Genomic DNA, 19,689 nt, shown 5'->3' with positions numbered 1-19,689 from the left:
GCCTCCTTCAGGCGAGCTTGATTCCCATACGGGTGGCCGTCCTGCGCATGTCGAGGAAACTGCGGGCCACGAAGTGGGCCGCGTTCTCGTCTCCATGGAGTTCCCTGAAGATCTCGACGAGCGCCGGCTCGTGTGCCCGCGGGTCGGCATCACCCCGGGCAATGTCGAAGACGATGTCCTGGAGACGCTGCTCGATGTCCGGCAGATTCGCCGCGCGCGGGAACTTGATGCTGTAGGTGGAGCGGTCGTAGTTCTTGTTCTTCTTCACCGCGCGCAGGTAACTGGAAGCGTTCAGCTTGTAGAACATGCAGCCCCAGTTCTTGAACGAGTAGTAGTTCAGCAGCGGATACAGGGTGCAGTGGGTCTCCAGCGGCGAGGACTGGTAGAGCCCCTTCTCCTTCAGTTCCCGCACCATCGCGTCGGGGTCGTAGTCGTAGCGCATCGCGATGAACGGGAAGACGATTTTCGGAAGTTCCTCGTCGGTGGCGAACAGCACGTTCTCCAGTTCCTCCCCGAAGAGCCGACCCGTCAGCTCGCGGCCGAAGGTCTCGTAGAAACCGCGCGCGATCTCCCGGACGTTGGACTCCATGGTGAGGATCTGCTGCGGGTCCGCGCACAGGGCGATGTACGGGATCTTGTTACGGATCGCGCAGAGGATGGCCCGGATGACGAAGAACGTCCGACAGGACACGCACGGCAGTTTCTCGTCGAGATACTCTCCGGGCTTCTGTGGTGCGGGCCGGTTGAAGACGTCGCGCATCATCGTCGTGATGCCGGCCTCGTCCGAATCCAGCACGAAATGCGCGGGGATCTTCTCTTTCGCCAGTTTGATGTTGTCGGCGGCGTGCTCGCTCTCGAAGGGGATGTCGAAGGTATAGGCAAGGACACGCTTGCCGTATTCGTTGACGAACTTGTCCAGCATGTACGTGCTGTCCTTGCCGCCGCTGTACATGAACAGGCAGTCGAACTCGCCGTCGAGGTTGGGGCCGGCGGCGGTGAACTCCTCGAAGATCCGGTTGGTGTAGGTGAAGTTCTCCAGCAGTTCATCAGCCACTTCGAGGTTGCACAGGTTGCAGGTCCCGTTCTCGTCCAGGGTGATGCCGGGATGGCCCTCTCGCAGAGAGCACACGGCGCAGTGGGCCATGGGTCCTTCCCTTCACGGATGGTCGTACGCGGAATGACGCGGGCGTAATGACGTGTGTCGTCAGGTGGCGGTGGGGCCCGTTCCCCTCGTGGTGCGTCTGCGGCGCAGCCGTTCCAGCGACTCGCGCCGGGCCCGGGTCGGCCGGGCAGCGGCGGTCGGCCGTTCGCCGGCCCGCGGGGCGGCGAGGTGGCGGGCCATCTCGCCGACGGTGGGATAGCGGAACACGTCGACGCGGGTGACCGACGGATCCAGCGTGTCCCGCAACTCCTTGACCACGTGCATCAGCAGAAGGGAATTGCCGCCCAGGTCGAAGAAGTTGTCGCGCGGGCCGACCAGGGGCACGCCGAGCACCCGGCGCCAGACGGCGGCGACCGCCCGCTCGGTGTCGGTGGTGAGCGCGTCCGGCCCCGTCTGGGCCCTGTCCGGCCCGGCCTGGGCCGGGCCGGGCAGGGCCTTGCGATCGACCTTGCCGTTGTGGGTGAGCGGCACCTCGTCCAGAACGACCACGGCCGCGGGCACCATGTAGCCCGGCAGCACGCCGCGCAAGGCGTCGCGCAGTGCCGCGGTGTCCGGTTCCGTGCCGGGGTCGGCCACCACGTAGGCGACGAGCCGACGGTCGCCGGGGCTGTCCTCGCGGACCACCGCGACCGCCTCCCGGATGCTCTGCCGGGCGCGCAGGTGATGCTCGATCTCGCCCAGTTCGATGCGGTAACCGTGCAGCTTGACCTGGCTGTCGATGCGATTGAGGTACTCCAGTCGGCCGTCGGCCAGCTGCCGGACGAGGTCGCCGGTCCGGTACATCCGCGCACCGCCGGGCCCGAAGGGATCCTTCACGAACCGCTCGGCGGTGAGCTCGGGCCGCCCGAGGTATCCGTCGGCCACACCGTCCCCGCCGATGTACAGCTCCCCCGGTGTCCCCGGAGCGACGGGTTCGCCGAAGCGGTCCAGCACATAGCAGCGGGTGTTCGCCAGGGGACGACCGATCGTCACCCGGTCACCGCGTTCGACGCGGCAGACCGTCGACCAGATGGTGGTCTCGGTGGGCCCGTACAGGTTCCACAGTTCCCCGGCCCTGGCGAGGAGTTCCTCGGCCAGGTCCGACGGCAGCGCCTCACCGCCGCACAGCGCCTTCAGGCCCGGATGTCCCGTCCAGCCCGCGGTGAGCAACATGCGCCAGGTGGCGGGCGTGGCCTGCATCATGGTGGGCCTGGTCCGCTCCAGCAGGGCTCCCAGGGCGAAGCCGTCCGCCGCTGTCTCGGCGGGCGCGATCTCCACCCGCGCACCCGTGATCAGCGGCAGGTACAGCTCCAGTCCCGCGATGTCGAAGCACACGGTGGTCACGGCCAGCAGCCGGTCGTGCTCGGCGCAGCCGAGTTGCCGGGCCATGGCGCACAGGAAGTTCGTCAGCGCGCGATGCCCGATCCGCACGCCCTTGGGGCTCCCGGTGGAGCCCGAGGTGTAGATGACGTAGGCCGGGTCATCGGCACCGGCCGGGACGCATTGGCCGGCCGGGCGTTCCCGGTCCTCGTCAAGGAGCAGCAGGTCGGCGTGTACGCCGCTCAGGGCGGGCCGCAGCGCGGACTCGGTGACCACCAGCCGCAGCCGCGAGTCGTCGGCCATGGCGGTGATGCGCTCCGGCGGGTACACGGGGTCGAGGGGGACGTAGGCGGCACCCGCCTTCAGCACGGCGAGCAGACCGACCAGCAGTTCCGGGGAGCGGCGCAGGGCCACGCCGACCAGCTCACCGGGGAGGGCGCCACGTGCGGCGAGTTCGGCCGCGAGTCGGTCGGACTGCTCGTCCAGTTCCCGGTAGGTGAGCGTGCGGTTCCCGCAGGCGACGGCGACGGCGTCGGGGCGGCGCCGGGCCTGGGCGGTGAAGAGTTGGTGCACGCAGAGGTGGGACGGGTAGTCGGCCGCGGTGTCGTTCCACTCCTCCAGCACACGTGCGCGCTCGTCGGGTGTCAGCTCCGCCACCTCGGTCACCGGTCGGCCGGGGTCGGCCGCGACGGCGTCGAGGAAGGCCGCGAACCGCGCGGCCGCCGCCGGGTCGGGGTCCGCCCAGCGCACCCACGAGCCGTCCTCGGCGATCCGCACGAGCCGGGTCGTCGCGAGACCGGTCGCCTCGTCGGGGAACGCGGCGCCGCCCGGGGCGGCGCCGGTGTGCAGTTCGATGCGGACCGGCCAGCCTGCCGTCCGCGGATCCCGGGCGGGGACGCCCATCGTCTCGTCGTCGTGCAGGAGGGACCGCACCTCGTCGTGGATCCGGGCGAAGGGCCTGCCGTCGGCGATGAACGGCAGGGGGAACGGAACGTGGGTCGCCACCGCCGGGTGGGGCGGGCAGGCGGCCAGGTGCCGCCAACGCAGGGCGACCCCGGTGTCCGCCTCCTCCGTGCCGCGCGAGACGAAGGCCAGGACCGCGGCGAGCAGCAGCTCCGGATCGGCCGTGCGCCGGGTGTCCAGCCGGACCACGTGGGCAGGCCCTGTGGGGTCGGCCTGCGGGCGGTTCAGCCGGGCCGTCCGCTCGGCCCAGTGCCGCTCCGCGTCGGGGCGGCACGCCGCCCGGCGCCGGGCCAGCGCGCCGGAGAGCGGGCCGGTCCCGGCGCACAGGTCTCCGGTCGGCAGGTCGGGTGCCTCGATCAGCGCCCTGAGCAGCGTCACCGTGTCGTGCAGTACCTGCCGGGCGACCGCGTCCGTCAGCTGCCGGCGGTCGTGGCCGAGCTTGAGGAGCAGCCGCTCGCCCTGATAGGCGCTGAGGGTGAGCGGGTAGTTGCTGCGTTCCTCCAGGTGGAAGTCGCGGTCCCGCCAGGCTCCGCCCCGCTGCCGCAGCTCGGCCTGGACGGTACGGCTTTCGAAGACGACGACGCTGTCGAACAGGGCGGAGCCGTCCGGGACGGCGCTGAGCCGGTGGATGCGGGGCAGCTCGATGTGCTCGCCGCGACGCAGGGCGAGATGCCCTTCGCGCAGGGCGCGCACCAGGTCGGCTCCGGTGGCCGAGGCGTCGAGAACCACGCGCAGCGGCAGGGTGTTGATCAGCAGGCCCACCATGTCGCGGCCTTCGGGCGCGAACGACCTGCGGGACTTGGTGACGCCGAACACCACCTCGCCGCGGCCGCTGTAGCTGCCCAGCAGCAGGGACCACGCGGCCTGGACGACGTTGTTGAGGGTGCCGCCGCACCGCTCGGCGAACGCGGCGGCGGCTTCCACGGTGTCCGCGTCCAGTTCCGCCCGGACGGTGCCGAAGGCGTCCTCGCCGGGGCCGAGCGTGCGCTCGGTGGTCACCACCAGCGGCGTGGGGCCGCGGACCCCGTCCAGGTACTCCCGCCAGAACGCCTCACCCGGCGCGGGGTCCTGCTCGGTGAGCCGACGCACATACGCCTCGAACCCGGGCCGCGGTGTCAGCACGGCTTCGCGGCCCCCGACCGCGGCGTCGTACGACTCGAACAGCTCGGTCAGCAGCAGTGCGTAGGAGCGGCCGTCCATCAGCGCGTGGTGCGACGTCCACAGCAGTCGGTACTCGGCCTGGCCGATGCGCAGCAGGGCGAAGCGCGTCGGCGGTTCCTCGGTGAAGGCGAAGGGACGCCGGGCGTCCTCGCGCAGGAAGCGGCGCAGGCGGCCGTCGGGGTCCGCGTCGCCGCGCCAGTCGTCGCGGATCAGAGGGGCCCGGCCGTGCGGATGGACCACTTGGCGGGGAGCGGCCGGGTCATCCAGTACGAAGGTGGTGCGCAGCACCGGATGCCGGGCCACCAGGTCGTCGAGCGCCCGCTGCAGCACGGTCGCGTCGACGGCATGGCGCAGGGTGACGATCTTCTGTTGGACGTACACGCCGTCGTCCGGGGCGCTGAGGCTGTGTAACAGCATCCCGTGCTGAAGCGCGGTGAGCGGTGACTCGTACGGCTCTGCCGCCTGGTACGCCGTCATGACGGGCGGTTCCCTTCGTCAGTGTCGGGGCCCGCGGCGGACGGGCGCGGCAGGGCGATCATCGTCCGCCTTCTTCGGGCTCGCCGCGCTGGGAGAGCAGTTCGGCCAGCAGCTCATCGACCGCCGCGTCGGACAGCGACGCGACCAGCCGCTCGGCGTCGTCGGCCCGGGCGGGTCGGGCGGGTCGGGGTTCCGCGGGGGCGGGGGAGGCGGGGGCGGGGGCGGGTGTCTCGACGCGGAGGTGGTCGGCCAGCTGCCGGATGGTGATCCGCTCGAAGAGGAGAGTCGCCGGCTGGGGGCCGTACACCACTTCCAGGGCTCTGGTCAGTTCGAGGACGACCAGCGAGTCCACTCCATAGTTCTCGAAGGTGAGGTCGGGGTCGAGCCGGTCGGGGGTCATCTCCAGGACCCGGGCGAAGACCTCCGTCACCCGCCGGAGCTCGTCGTCGTCACGGGAAGCCGAAGTCGGCGCGGACGCGGGGGCGGGGGACGGGGAGACAGGGGCGGGGACCGGGGCCGGTCGCCCGACGACGGACACCACGCCGTCGCTGACGGCGGCGATGACGCTCTGGAAGGCCGCTCCGGCCTCCGTCGTGGGCGCCGCCGCGCTGATGTGCGGGAATCCGCACGCCGCCAGGACGTCCCGCCACTGCCGTTCGCTCGCCAGTGGCGAACGGGGCAGGCGCTGCTCGGGGTCGGCGAACAGCCACCAGCCCGCCGTCAGGCCGAAGATCAGCGCCAGCTGGTGCCGGGGCCTGGTGCCCTCGACGAGGAGGAGCACCCCGCCCCCTCGCAGCAGCGCCTTGACGCGCGCCAAGGTGTCGGACAGCCGCCGGGTGGCGTGCAGGACGTTGGTGCCGAGCACCACGTCGTGGCCACCGGGTGTCGGTCCCGGCCCTGCCGGGTCGGCCTCGATGTCCAGCGTCTCGAAGCGGACGAAGGGGTACCGCGCGCCGAACCGGCTCCTGGCCTTGCGGACGAAGGCCGAGGAGACATCGGTGAACACGTACTCCACCGCGTCCTGGTAGGGGGCGAGTGCGTCGAGGACGGTCGCCGTCGTGCCGCCGGTCCCGGCGCCGACCTCCAGGATCCGAACCGGTGTCGCGGGGTCGGCGGCCCGGCGCGCCTCGACCTGTTCGACCACGAGCCGGGCCACCTCCGCGTTGCAGCGGTCGGTGACCGGGTCGCCCTGGTACACGGCGGCCACCCGCTCGGCGGATCCGTCGGGGAAGAGGATCTCCATGGCGGGGCGGCGGCCGGTGAGGATGCCGGGCAGCTCGGTCAGGCAGTCGCGCAGCAGCGTGCCGACCGGTGCGAGGGCCGGGTGGCGGACCGTCAGCCCGTCCAGAGCGGCGAGCGACACGGCCTCGGGCTCCACCGCCCGGCCCGTCGGGCGGAAACCACCGGTGCCGGTGACCGTCAGCCAGCCCGTCTCCGCGAGGATGTCGAGCTGGGCCCGGAACAGCGCGGCGTGCTCGGGCACCACGCCCAGGCGTCCGGCGAGTTCCGCTCCGGACGCCTCGCCCGCGTCGGACAGGCCCGCCCGGTGCAGCACCGACGCCAGCAGGGACGCCGCCAGTCGCTCCAGCTCGGCGACCGCGTGCTGATGCGTGACCAGTTCGGGGCCGGGCGCTCCCGGGAAGCGGACCTCGGGCAGCGGGTCCGGCGCACCGCCCGGCAGCACGCTCAGGGTGCGGTCGGGGTCGATGCCGAGGTTGGCCAGGATGGGCCGGTCGGCGTCCAGGGCGAACACCTGGGGCAGCCCGGCCGCGAGGGTCCGCTCGACGACGGTCATGCCCTGCTCGGCGCTCAGCGGCCGGAGGCCGGCGGCGCCGAAGCGGCGCAGCACCCGCTCCCGCTCCGGGTCGCCGCCCGCGTGCCAGTAGCCGAGGTTGAGGACCCGCACCGGGAAGGGCAGGGTGCGGGCGGCGTGCAGGGCACAGGCGTCGGCGAAGGTGCAGCCGGCGGCGTAGCCGGCCTGGCCGTGGTTGCCCTCGAAGGCCACGCCGGACGAATAGAAGAGCGCGAAGTCCAGCGGCACCTCGCGCACCGCGTGCAGCAGGCTCCAGGTGGAGTCGGTCTTGGACTCCAGGGCGGTCCGCAGCCCGGCCTCAGGCAGCTCCCTCAGCACCTGGTCGACCAGCACCATCGCGGCGTTGATCACCCCGTGCAGGGCGCCGAACTCCTGTACGGCGCTCTCGACGGCCTCCTTCAGCGCGTCCGGGTCGGTGGCGTCGAGGGCGAGGTAGCGGACCTCGGCGCCCGCCTTCTCCAGCTCCGCGACGGTCTGCCGCCGGGTCTCGTCGAGCGGGGAGCGGCCGACCACGACCAGCTTCGCTCCGTAGCCGCGGGCCAGGTGCCGGCAGGTGTCCCGGCCGACGGCGCCGAGCCCGCCGACGACCAGGTAGACGCCGCCCGGGCGGAACCGGGGTGCGGCGGCGGGCAGTTTGACCCGCTCCAGGGTGCGCACCCGGCGGACGCCCGCGCGCAGCGACACCGGCACCGGCCGGGCCGGGAACGGCTCGGCCACGATCGCGTCGGCCGCCTGGGCGGCCTCCGCCGCGCGTACGTCGACGAGCGCCACGCGCAGCGCGGGGAACTCCTTGGCCGCGACGGCGGCCAGGCCCGCGGTCCCGGCGGCCCACGGGGAGGAGTCGTCGCCCGCCTCCAGCGGGTGGACATCCGTGGTGACGACCTTCAGGCGTGTCTCGCGCTCCAGCAGGCCGTGCCGCGCCAGCCCCCGCACCAGGCGGTACAGGGCGACCGGGCCCCGGTCGGTCAGGGCGCGCAGCTCGGCGCGGCCGGCGGGCTCGCGCCCGGGGGCCGGGCTAAGGAAGTAGACCAGGTCCGGTGCGCCGGATCCGGCCAGGGCGCGGTCGAGTTCGGCGTCCGTGAGGCCGCCGGGGCCGACCGGGAGCCGTCGTACGTCGGCGCCGTGATGGGCGCGGGCGATGCCGGAGGCGGGCTCGGCGTCCAGCCGCTCCCCGACCAGCAGCACGCTGTGGGCTGCCGCGGCGCGCTCCTCGGCGGGCCGGGCGGTCCACACCGGCCGGTGCACGACCACCGCGGACGGCTTGGCCTCGCGGTAGGTCAGGCCCTCGAACCGGACCCGTACCGCGCCGGTGTCGTCGCAGAGCAACACCTCGCAGCGGTCGGTTGCGGTCTCCCGGACATACGACCAGCCGGTCGTGGGGACGGCGCCGAACACCTCGACGCGGTCGGCCGCGAACGGCAGCATCGGCCGGGCGTGTTCGCCCCGGCGGCGGACCAGCAGGGCGGCGACGGTGTGCAGGGCGGCGTCCAGGACGCCCGGGTGCAGGGCGTGCGCCGGGTCTCTGCCTGCGGCCTCGCCGATCCGGCCGAGCACCTCGTCCCGGCCGGTCCACACCTGCCGGACGCGGCGGAAGAACGGCCCGTACGGCAGTCCCTGCCCGGCCAGCGCCCGGTAGAAGGAGCCTTCGCCCGGGCCTTCGTCCAGGCGGGCGCGCAGCGCGGTGACGTCGAGGGGGGCGGGCGCGGGCGGGGCTGCGGCGAGGCGGCCGCAGGAGCGTACGGCGTCGTCGGCGCCGCGGATCTCGTACCGGTCGCCGTCGAAGGCCACCGCCACCGTCTCCTCGGCCCCGCCCAGGGCCAGCGGGACGACCCAGCGGACGTCCACACAGGCCCGCCCGGCCAGTCCCCCGCTCGCCTCGGCGACCAGGTCCAGGTGGCCGACACCGGGCAGGATGGGCCGCCCGTCGACCACGTGGTCGCGCAGCACCGGCTCGTCGGCGGCGAGCCGGCGCTCCCACCGGCGCGGGCCTGGCGCAGGGGCGGCAGCGGGCGTGGTGTCGAGCCAGTGCCGTACCCGCTCGAAGGGGTACGCCGGCAGCGGCACCCGGCGGCGCTCGGCGGGGCGCAGGCGGTGCAGCAGGTCCCAGTCGACGGTGACGCCCGAAACCCACAGCCGGCCGAGGAGGTCGTCGGCGCCGGCCGCGATCTGGGCGGCGAGGAAGTCCTCGCCACCGATGCCGTCGGTCAGCAGGCCGGCCAGCGGCGGGTGCTGCTCCACCCGGCCCCGGTGCAGCCACTGGCCGCCCTCGCCCCGCCCGACGGCGGCGAGCTTGCCGGCCGCGTCCGCGAGGTCGGCGGCGACGAACGCCAGCCGTACGGCGAGGGGTTCGCGGCCCACGCGCAGGGTGTGGGCGACGTCGGCCAGCCTCGGGGCACCCGGTACGGCGAGGGCGCGGCCCAGGTCGGCCGCGCGGGCGCGCAGCCGGTCCTCGTCGCGGGCGGACAGGACGATCAGCTCGGGCTGCTCGGGCTGTTCGGGCCCGTCCGGGGCCGGCTCGGGGGTCAGGTACTCCTCCACGACGACGTGCGCGTTGGTGCCGCCCGCCCCGAACGAGCTGACGGCTGCGCGGCGCGGCAGCGGACGGCCGTCACCGTCGTACGCGCGCGGCCACGGCGCCTTCTGTCGCTGCACGGTGAACGGCGAGCTCTCGAAGTCGATGACCGGGTTCAGTTCCTCGGCGTGCAGCGTGGGCAGCAGTGTGCCGTGGCGCAGCTGCAGGACGGCCTTGGTGAGCCCGGCGATCCCGGCGGCGCCCTCCAGGTGGCCGACCGCGGACTTCACCGAGCCGAGCGCGCAGAATCCCGTGTCGCCGGTGTGCCGGGCGAAGGCCTGGGCCAGCGCGGTGTGCTCGATCGGGTCGCCCAGGGCGGTGCCGGTGCCGTGCGCCTCGACACAGCCGATGGTGCGGGCGTCGATGCCCGCGGCGGCCAGTGCCTGTTCCACCAGCGCCTGCTGAGCCTGCGGGTTGGGCACGGTGTAGCCGCTGGTCCGGCCTCCGTGGTTGACGGCGCTGGCACGGATGACGGCGTGCACGGTGTCGCCGTCGCGGACCGCGTCCGACAGCCGCTTGAGCACCACCGCGCCGACGCCCTCGCCGGGCACGTACCCGGTGCCGCCCGCGCCGAAGGACCGGCAGCGGCCGTCGGCGGACAGCATGGACTTGCGGCTGAGGTGCACGTACTTGTCGGGGTGCACGGCGACGTTGACGCCGCCCGCGACGGCGTACGAGCACTCGCCGCGGCGGATGCTCTCGCAGGCCTGGTGCACGGCGACGAGGGACGCGGAGCAGGCGGTGTCGATCACCACGCTCGGGCCGCGGAAGTCGCCGAAGTAGGAGACCTGGTTGGCGATTGCGGAACGGTTGGCCAGCACGACCTGGTGGTTGCCGCGGGCTGACTCGGCGGCGGCGAGGATCGCGTAGTCGTCCCACATGACGCCGACGAACACGCCGACGTCATGTCCCTGGCCGCCGTGGCGGGGCGCCGGGATCCGGGACGGCGGGTAACCGGCGTTCTCCAGCGCCGACCAGGCCGTCTCCAGGAAGAGCCGCTCCTGCGGGTCCATCGTGCGGGCCTGCTTGGGCGCGATCTGGAAGAACAGCGAGTCGAAGGAGTCCACGTCCGACAGGAAGCCGCCCCAGCGGCTGTAGCTGCGGCCCGGTGCGGCGGGGTCCGCGTCGAACAGGGCGTCGGCGTCCCAGCGGTCCGCGGGGACCTCGGTGACGCAGTCGCGGCCCTCGGCGAGGTTGCGCCAGAACTCCTCCAGGGTGTCCGCCTGGGGGTAGCGGCCGCTGATGCCGATGATGGCGATCGGCTCGTCGGCGTCCCGGCGGGCGGGCGGGGTGTGCGGGCCCGGTGCGGGCGCGGACGCGGGCGCGGCGTCCTGCCGCGACGGCTGTGTCTCCTGCCGCGACGGCTCGGTCCCTTCGGGGAACAGGCGGGTGACGGCGTCGGGCTGCTCGGCGAGGATGTGGCCGGCCAGCTCGTCGACCGTCCGGAACTCGAAGAACACGGTGCCGCGCAGACCCGGGAAGTCCTTGCCCAGCAGCGAGTTGGACTCCATGACCAGCACCGAGTCCAGGCCGTAGTCGTCCAGCGGGACGCGGCTGTCGAGGCGCCCGGCGGGCAGTTTGAGCACGCCCGCGAGGACCTCGCGCAGATGCTCCACCAACTGGTCCCGGAGCCGGCCGGCGCGGGCGGCGGCGCCGGGCGACGCCGCGCCGGGCGACGCCGCGACGGGCCGGGACGGGGCGGGCGTACCCGTCAGGGCGGCGTCGACGGCCGCCGGGTCGCCCCAGGCGGGCACGAGCCACGGGGCGCCGGGGGCGAAGGAGCGGGCGAGGAGGTCGAGGCCCGCTTCCGCGGTCAGCGCCCGCATCCCGCTGCGGTGGGTGTACGCGGCCAGCTCCTCCTCGTGGACCAGCCCGTCGACCCCGCCGACCGCCCAGAGCGGCCAGGCCAGGGACAGACTGCGGCCGTGCCCCTCGCCCCGGCGCACCCGGCGGTCGCGGTCCACCGTGTAGAGGTCGGCGAAGCGGTTGGCGGTGGCGTAGCCGGCCGCTCCGAAGTCACCGATGAGGGAGGAGACGGAGGAGAAGACCACGAAGAGGTCGAGCGGGTCCTCGCGGGTCAGCCGGTCCAGGTGGACCAGGCCGTGGGTCTTGGCGCCGAGCAGCCGGGCGAAGCGCTCCCGGTCGCCGTCGGCGCGGCCCTCGTCGGCGACGCCCGCCAGGTGGAACACGCCGTGCAGGGCGTCGAACCGGTCCCGGGCGGCGGCCAGCGCCGCGCCGAGTTCGTCGGCCCGGGCCACGTCGGCGCGCAGCGCGAGTACCTCGGCACCGAGGCCGGTCAGCGTGCGGTGCCAGGCGCGGGTCCGCTCGTCGGGCTCGGAGCGGCCGATCAGCACCAGCTTGGCCGCATGGGTGCGGGCCAGATGCTCGGCGAGGACACGGCCGAGGGCACCGGCGCCGCCGGTCACGACGTACACGCCCCCGTCCCGCAGGGGCACGTCGGCCGGGGCGGCCGGGCCGGTGAGCGGGCGCAGGGCCCGTACCTGCCGCTCGCCGGAGGCCGTACGGCGGACCTCCAGGCCTGCGGCGCGGGGCGCGGCGCGCAGTTCCACCGCCACGGCCTGGGCGACCTCGGCGGCCGGGGCCGCGATGTCAACGCCGAGGGTGAGCAGTTCCAGGCGCGGCGCGACCGGCCCCGTGGAGCGGGCGAACCCGGCCAGGGCGGCCCACTCGGGCCGGTCCTCGCCGGCTTTCTGCGGGTGCAGCACCAGGCACCGCACCCGGCCGGGCAGCACGCCGGTGCGGGCCGAGTCGAGCACGTCCAGGACGGGGGCGCAGGCGCGGTCGAGCAGGTCGGCGGGCGAGCCGTCGTCCGCGTCGCCGAGGACGTCGCCGATGACGACGGCGAGGTCGAGCCCGTCCTCGTCGGCGAGGGGGGCGAGTCGGCCGGTGTCCTCGCCGACGGCGACGACGCGCCGCCACACGCCGGTCGCGGCCAGCGCGGACTCCAGTTCCGGGGGGCGGCCGAGCAGGACGAGGGTCCCGGCGGTGTCCGCCGGTTCCGGGTCGGCGGCGGGGCGCCAGTACGGCTCGTAGAGGCGGGGTTCGCCGGAGGCGGGCTCAGGCTCGGCCTGCGCGGTGGGCGCGGCGGGCAGACGGCCCGCGAAGTCCCGTACGGAGGCGAGCACGCGGCCCTGGTCGTCGTACACGGTCAGGTCGAAGCGGCGCACGCCCGCCGACTCTCCGGCCAGCCGGGCGTGCGCGTGGCAGACCTCGGGCAGCGGGGCGAAGGAGTCCAGGGCGCCGAGGCTGAAGGGGACGGCGAGTTCACCGGGGCGCGGCGCGGTGGTCCGGCCGGTCCAGTGGCAGGCCCGCAGGGCGCCGTCGAGGAGCGCCGGGGGCAGCTGGGTGCCCGGGGCGGTGCCGGCCTGGGCCAGCCGGACCAGCGCCTCGCCGGGGCCGACCCGGATCTCGTCGATGACGTGGAAGGAGGGGCCGTACGCGAACCCGGCGGCCGCGTACTCGGTGTACGCGGTGGGTCCGTCGCGTACGACGGACAGCCGGGTGCGCAGCGCGGCGAGGTCCTCGGCGGCCTCAGGGGCGGCGGGGGCCGGGACGGCACTGCCGCGGGCGTGGGTGGTGCGGCCGGCACCGGTCCCGCTGTACACCTCGAAGGCCAGCCCGGTGCCGTCCGGGCGGAAGGAGACGTACAGCTCCAGTTCGCCGTCGTCGAGTTCGACGGCCCGGCCCCACACCACCTCGCGCAGGGCGTGCCGGGTGCCGGGCTCGGCGAGCGCGGCGGCGGCGCGGACGAACTCCAGCGTCGCCGCGCCCGCGAGCAGCGGCCGGCCCTCGATCACGTGGTCGCGCAGCAGCGGGTCGTGCGCGCGCAGTGTCTTGCGGAAGCGGACCTCGGTGACGGTGGACTCGTTGGCGTCGACCAGCGGATGCGGAGCGGCCGTGCCCAGGTCGGGGTCGAGCGGGATCCAGTAGCGCTCCGCGGCGAACGGGTACCGCGGGGCGCGCACCCGGCGCGGGGCAGGCCCCGGCCGGCCGGTGTGCCAGGCCGCCCAGTCCACGTCGGCGCCGCCCAGCCAGCGGCGGGCCGGCTCGGCCAGCGGGCCCGCGTCGGCGAGGTCGGGGGCCGGGCCGCCGTCGGCGAACCGGCGCAGGGCCGCGACGAGTTCGGCGCCGTCGGTGACCGCCACCGCGAGCCGGGCGTCGAGGGGTTCGCGGCCCACCTGGGTGGTGAAGCACAGGTCGGCGAGCGGCACGCGCTCGGTCCGGAGGAAGCGGGCGGCCGACTCGGCGTAGGCGCGCAGCCGTTCCTCGTCGCGGGCGGAGAGCAGGAACAGCACGGGTTCGCCGGTGCGCTGCTCGCCCGCCGGTACGTCGGTGACCGGGTCGGGGTTCGGGGACTCCTCCAGGACGAGATGCGCGTTGGCGCCGCCCGCGCCGAAGGAGCTGAGGCCGGCCCGGCGCGGCCGGTCCCCGTCGGGCCAGGCGGACAGCTCGCGCTGGACGCGGAACGGGGAACGCTCGAAGTCGATGTTGGGGTTCAGCTCGGCCGAGTGCAGTGAGGGCACCAGGGTGCGGTGCCGGAACTGCAGCAGCACCTTGGTGAGTCCGGCGATGCCGGCCGCGGACTCCAGGTGCCCGATGTTGGACTTGACCGAGCCGATCGGCCAGGTGCCGGGCGCGGCCTCGGCGGACCGGTAGGCGTGGGTGAGGCCGGTCAGCTCGATCGGGTCGCCCAGGGCGGTGCCGGTGCCGTGCGCCTCGACGTAGCCGATGTCCTGCGGGGTGACGCCGGCCCGTTCCAGCGCGGTGGTGATCGCACGCTGCTGGGCGCGCGGGTTGGGCACGCTGTATCCGTTGGTCCGGGCGCCGTGGTTGACGGCGCTGCCCAGGATCAGGCCGTGGATGCGGTCCCCGTCGGCCAGTGCCTTGCGGTAGGGCTTGAGCAGGACGGCGCCGACGCCCTCCCCGGGCACATAGCCGTCGCCGCCCACGCCGAAGGCCCGGCAGCGGCCGTCGGAGGACAGAAAGCGGCCCTGGCTGAGGAAGGCGAACTTGTACGGGTGGACGGAGACGTTGACGCCCCCGGCGATGGCCAGTTCGCTCTCGCCCCGGCGCAGGCTCTCGCAGGCCAGGTGGATCGCGGTGAGCGAGGAGGAGCACATGGTGTCCAGCGCCATGCTCGGACCGGACAGGTCCAGTGCGTGGCTGACCCGGTTGGCGATGGTGGCGAAGGACGAGCCGGTGAGCGGCCGCCCGCCGCGCAGGGCGTCCAGGGCGCCGTGGAACTGGTACTCGCCGTACATCACGCCGACGTACACGCCGACGGGCCGGTCGGCCAGGTCGGAGCGGCGGTAGCCGGCGTCCTCCAGGACGTGCCAGGCGTTCTGCAGGAACAGGCGCTCCTGGGGGTCCATCAGTTCGGCCTGGCGCGGGGAGATGCCGAAGAAGAGCGGGTCGAAGCGGTCGACGTCGCGCAGGAATCCGCCCCACCGGGTGTGGGCGAGGCCGGGGGCCGCCGGGTCCGGGTCGTACCAGCGGCGGCTGTCCCAGCGCTCCGCGGGGATCTCGGTGATGGCGTCGCGGCCCTCGGCCAGAGTGGTCCAGAGCTCGTCGAGGTCGTCAGCGGCCGGGTAGCGGCCGGCCAGGCCGATGACGGCGATGGCGTCGGTGTTGTCGGCGGCGTCGGTGGCGTCCTCGGCTGGTTCGATGATGCCCGCTCGTGCGGTACGGCGCGGGGCGCGCGGCGGGCGCGGGGCGGTGTCTTCGGCCGTGGACGTGACCGGTGCGGCCGCCGGTGTGCCGCCGGTCAGCTCGGCCGCGTGGTGCTCGGCGAAGTAGCCGACGAGTTCGCCCAGGGTGGCGTATTCGAAGAACAGGGTCTTGGACAGGGCGTCGAAGTGCCGGTCCAGCTCGCGGTTGAGCTTGGCGATCATCAGCGAGTCGATGCCGAGCCGGTCGAACGGGGCGTCCTTGGCCAGTTCGGCCGGATCCAGGCCGGTCTCGGCGGCGATCAGCTCGCGCAGCAGCCGCAGGGCCGCCTCGTGCGGGCCGCCGCCCTCGGCAGGCGCGGTGGCCGTGGCGGTCCGGGCCGCCCGGGCGGCGGGCGCGGTGAGCGCGGTGGTGATGGTGCGGAGGTCTCCGTAGCCGGCGACGAGCGCGCCGGGGGTGCCGAGGGCCTGCTCGAACAGGGCGAGGCCGGCCTGTGTGGGCAGTACGCCGAAGCCGGTGCGGGCGGCGATGTCCGCGGCGGCCTCGGTGCTCTGGCGCATCCCCCCGTCGGCCCACATCGGCCAGGCGATCGCGGTGATCCGGCCGTGCCGTTCGGCGTAGGCCTCCAGGTAGGCGTTGGCGTACGCGTAGTCGGTCTGGCCGGGGTTGCCGATGTGGGCGGCGATGGAGGAAAAAGCGACGAAGAAGTCCAGCGGGTCGTCGGCGGTGGCCGCGTCCAGGGCGCGCAGTCCGGCGGCCTTGGGGGCGAGGACGGCGGCGAAGTCCTCGGCGGACTTGGTCAGGGCGAAGCCGTCGCGCAGCACACCGGCGGCGTGGACAACGCCGGTGAGCGGCCCGAACTCCTCGCGTATGGCGGCGAGTCCGGCGGTCAGGGCGTCCGGGTCGGACACGTCGACGCTGCGGTAGACCAGGCGCGCGTCCAGGTCGGCGGGGCGTTCGCGGCGGCCGAGCAGGACCACGTGGGCGTCGGCCCGGGAGAGCAGCAGGCCGCCGACGGCGCGGCCCAGGCCGCCGGCGCCGCCCGTCACGACGTACACGCCGCCGTCGCGGACTGCTGCCGGGCCGGCGGCCGGGGCCGGCTCGGCCTGCGGGATCCGGCGGCCCTGTGCGGTGTGGGCGACCTCCGGGTCACGGCCGTGGCCGGCCAGTTCGCCGGCGAGCGCGTCGGCCTCGGCCACGTCCTCGGCGAGGCCGACGGCCTGCACTTCGAGGAGGGGGTTCTCCGCGCGGACGGTCCGGGCGAAGGCGGCGAGTGCGGCGCGTTCGGGGCGTGGGCCGTCGGTGTCATGGCGGTGCAGCAGCAGGACGCGCACGGGCGCGGTGGGGCGGGCGGCGAGGAGCGTGCGGACGACGTGCAGCGCCTGTTCGGGGGTCGGTTCGTCGACGAGGACGACGTCGGGCGCGGTGGCGGGGTCGAGGTCGCGGGTGACCGTGCCGATGCCCAGCGCGGTGAGGTGAGCGGCGAGCTGTGCGCCGCGCGCCGGGTCGGCGGTGACGACGGCGGCCGTGTCGCCGAGGGGTGCGCCGGTGGGCTCGGCGGGCGCGGCGGTCCAGCGGCGGACCAGCAGGGCCGACTCGCGGGGCTCGCCGAGGACACGCACGGCGAGGTCGTGCAGGCGGGCCAGGACCTGGCCGTGGGTGTCCACGACGGTGAGGTCGGCGTGCGCGGTCCGCTCTCCCAGCCGGCCGGTCGTGACGTGGACGTGGCAGGATCCGGTGACGGGGGCGTGCACGGTGAGTTCGCCCAGGGCCAGCGGCAGGAAGCCGTCGGCCCTCTCGCCGTAGGCGCGGGCCAGCAGCACGACCAGGGCGTGCAGGGCGCCGTCCAGGAGGGCGGGGTTGAGCGCCACGCCGTCGAGCGAGGCGCCGTCGGGCAGTTCGAGGGTGCCGAGGGCCTCTCCGTCGCCGAGCCGGACCTCGGTGAGGGCGCGCATACGGGGGCCGTAGTCCAGGCCGTGAGCGCGCAGGATGTCGTAGCAGTCGGTGTGGGTGACCAACTCGGCGCAGCGGGCGGCGACGGCGGCCGGGTCGGCCGGTGCCGGGCGCGGGGCGGCTCCGAGGTGGATCTCGCCGGCCGTGACCACCCGCTCGTCGGCGGTGAGTTCGAACCCGACCACCTCGCGCTCGCGCCAGAGCTGGACCAGCGCGGTGCGCGGCCCGGTGGCGTAGGAGAGCAGCTGCTGGAAGGAGACTCCCCGCAGCCGGACCGGTCCGCCGAGGGAGAGTTCGCCGGCCGCGCGGGCCAGTTCCAGCTGTCCGGCGGCGGGCAGGACGGGCTCGGCGTCGACGCGGTGGTCGGCGAGGTAGAACTCGGTGCCGGTGCGGGAGCTGCGGTAGGCGAGGGCGTCCAGAGTGGAGACGTTCTCGTCCAGCATGGGGTGCGGGCCGGGGCCGGTGACCCGGTCGGCGGGTGTGCCGGCGTCCGGGCCGGTCAGCCAGCAGCGGCGGCCCTCGAAGGGGTACGTCGGCAGCGGGACGCGGCCGCGCTCCTCGCCCTCGAACCAGGCCGCCCAGTCGACGGCGGCGCCGGCCTGCCAGGCGCGGGCCACACCGTCCCAGGGGCCGTCGGTCACGCCGAGGGCGACACCGCGGACCTCGTCGTGGGCGCCGCGCACGGGGATCCGTGCGCGGGCGGCGGGCGGTACCGGGCCGTCGCCGGTCAGCGCGTCCTGGAGCCGCAGCGCCCCGGTCACGCAGGCGGCGGCCCGGGCCGCGAGCCCGTCGCCGTGCACCGCGACCGGGGTGAGTCCCCAGCCGAGCCACAGCTTGCCGAGCGCGTACTGCACGGCGAACGCCCGCCCCCGCTCGCCGAGTCGGTCGGCGCCCGCGGCGAGTGCGGCCTCGTGGTGCCCGGCGAAGGCGGGCTCGGCGGCGGCCCACCGGTCGGCCAGGCCCTCCGCGTCCGGGACGTCCTCGGCGAAGACGAAGGAGACCTCGCCGGTCCCGGGCCGCTCGGGGACCGGGGCCTGTCGCAGCGCCCGGGCGAGGGCGGCGCGGTCGGAGCCGGTGACGGCGAGCCGGTACTCGTGGGCGCGGCGGCCCACCGCCAGCGTGTAGGCGACGTCGGCGAGCGCGGCCGGGTCGTCGCCGTCGAGGTGGGCGGCCAGCTTCTGGGCGGCCGTGACCAGCGCGGTCGCGGTACGGGCGGACACCACCAGCAGCTGCTGCGCGCGGTGTGCGTCGCCGGTGACGGGGGCGGGCGGGGCCTCCTGGAGGATCGCGTGCGCGTTGGTGCCGCCGATGCCGAAGGAGCTGACGCCCGCGCGCAGGGGGCCCTCCCCGGTCCAGGGGGCGGTGTCGGTGCTCACCTTGAAGGGGCCGGCCGCGAAGTCGATGGCCGGGTTGGGGGTGGTGTGGTTGACGGTCGGCACCAGCGTCCGGTGCTTCATCATCAGCACCGTCTTGATCACGCCCGCGACACCGGCCGCCGCGTCCAGGTGGCCGATGTTGGACTTCACCGAGCCGATGGCGCAGAACCCGGTGTCGGCGGTGGACTCCCTGAACGCCCGGGTGAGCGCCGAGACCTCGACCGGGTCGCCGAGGCGGGTGGCGGTGCCGTGTGCCTCGACGTATCCGATGGAGCGGGGGTCGACGCCGGAGACGGTGTGCGCCTCACGGACGACGGCGGTCTGGCCGGCGGCGCCGGGCGCGGCGAAGCTCACCTTGCCGGAGCCGTCGTTGTTGGTGGCCGTGCCCTTGATGACGGCGTGGATGGTGTCCCGGTCCGCGATGGCGTCCCGCAGGAGCTTGAGGACCAGGACACCGACGCCGTTGCCGACGACGGTGCCGCTGGCGTCCGCGTCGAAGGTGCGCACGTGCCCGTCCCGGGACAGGATCGCGCCCTCCTCGTACAGGTACCCCTTGGCCTGCGGCAGTTTCACGGTGACACCGCCGGCCAGCGCCATGTCGCACTCGCCGTTGATCAGGCCCTGGCAGGCCAGGTGGAGAGCGACGAGGGAGGTGGAGCAGGCGGTCTGGACGGCGTAGCTGGGGCCTTTGAGGTCGAGTTTGTACGACAGCCGGGTGGCCAGGAAGTCCTTGTCGTTGCCGACCATCACCGCGAAGTGCTGGGAGGTGGTGGTCTGGTCGACGTGGGGCAGGACCTGCTGCTGGAGGTAGGTGTTGATGGCCGCGCCGGCGTAGACGCTGATCAGCCCGTCGTAGCGGGCGGGGTCGTAGCCGGCGTGCTCCAGGGCGGCGTGGCCGGCGGTCAGCAGGATGCGGTGCTGCGGGTCGGTGATCGCGGCCTCGGCCGGGGTGAACTCGAAGTACCCGGTGTCGAACAGGTCGACGTCCGGGATGATCCCGTGGGCGGGGACGTACTCCGGGTCGTCCAGCAGCCGGGCGGGCACCCCCGCCGCCGCCAGTTCCTCGCGGCTGAAGTGTGTGATGCCCTCGCGGCCCTCGCTCAGCAGGCGCCAGAAGGAGTCCAGGTCATCGGCGCCGGGGAAACGCCCGGCCATGCCGATGATCGCGACATCCGTCTCGGCTGCCTGGACCTCTTGGCTGCTCACTGGCCCTGTCTCCCCTCTT

Annotated in this window: 3 protein-coding genes; all 3 read right to left on the bottom strand. The window is 74.5% G+C overall.

Annotated features, from left to right (window positions below):
- Nucleotides 1-7 precede the first annotated feature (7 nt).
- From ACH4U7_RS22145 to ACH4U7_RS22135, 3 genes are read right to left on the bottom strand one after another with little or no spacing between them, the layout of a single operon-like run.
- Nucleotides 8-1,144, bottom strand: coding sequence for an OzmP (locus ACH4U7_RS22145; protein WP_398529574.1), 1,137 nt, complete (start codon nucleotides 1,142-1,144; stop codon nucleotides 8-10).
- A 60-nt stretch (nucleotides 1,145-1,204) separates the two neighbouring features.
- Complete coding sequence (locus ACH4U7_RS22140; protein ID WP_398529573.1) at nucleotides 1,205-5,062, bottom strand: amino acid adenylation domain-containing protein; 3,858 nt, start codon at nucleotides 5,060-5,062, stop codon at nucleotides 1,205-1,207.
- Nucleotides 5,063-5,120: 58 nt separating this feature from the next.
- Nucleotides 5,121-19,670 (bottom strand): SDR family NAD(P)-dependent oxidoreductase, encoded by a 14,550-nt coding sequence (locus ACH4U7_RS22135; protein ID WP_398529572.1) that lies wholly within the window; start codon nucleotides 19,668-19,670, stop codon nucleotides 5,121-5,123.
- Between the last annotated feature and the right edge of the window lie 19 nt (nucleotides 19,671-19,689).

Source organism: Streptomyces sp. NPDC020845 (assembly GCF_044334165.1).
In the GTDB taxonomy this organism is placed as follows: Bacteria; Actinomycetota; Actinomycetes; order Streptomycetales; family Streptomycetaceae; genus Streptomyces.
The sequence above is the reverse complement of the archived record's forward strand: the minus strand, read 5'-3'. Positions and strand labels throughout refer to the sequence as shown.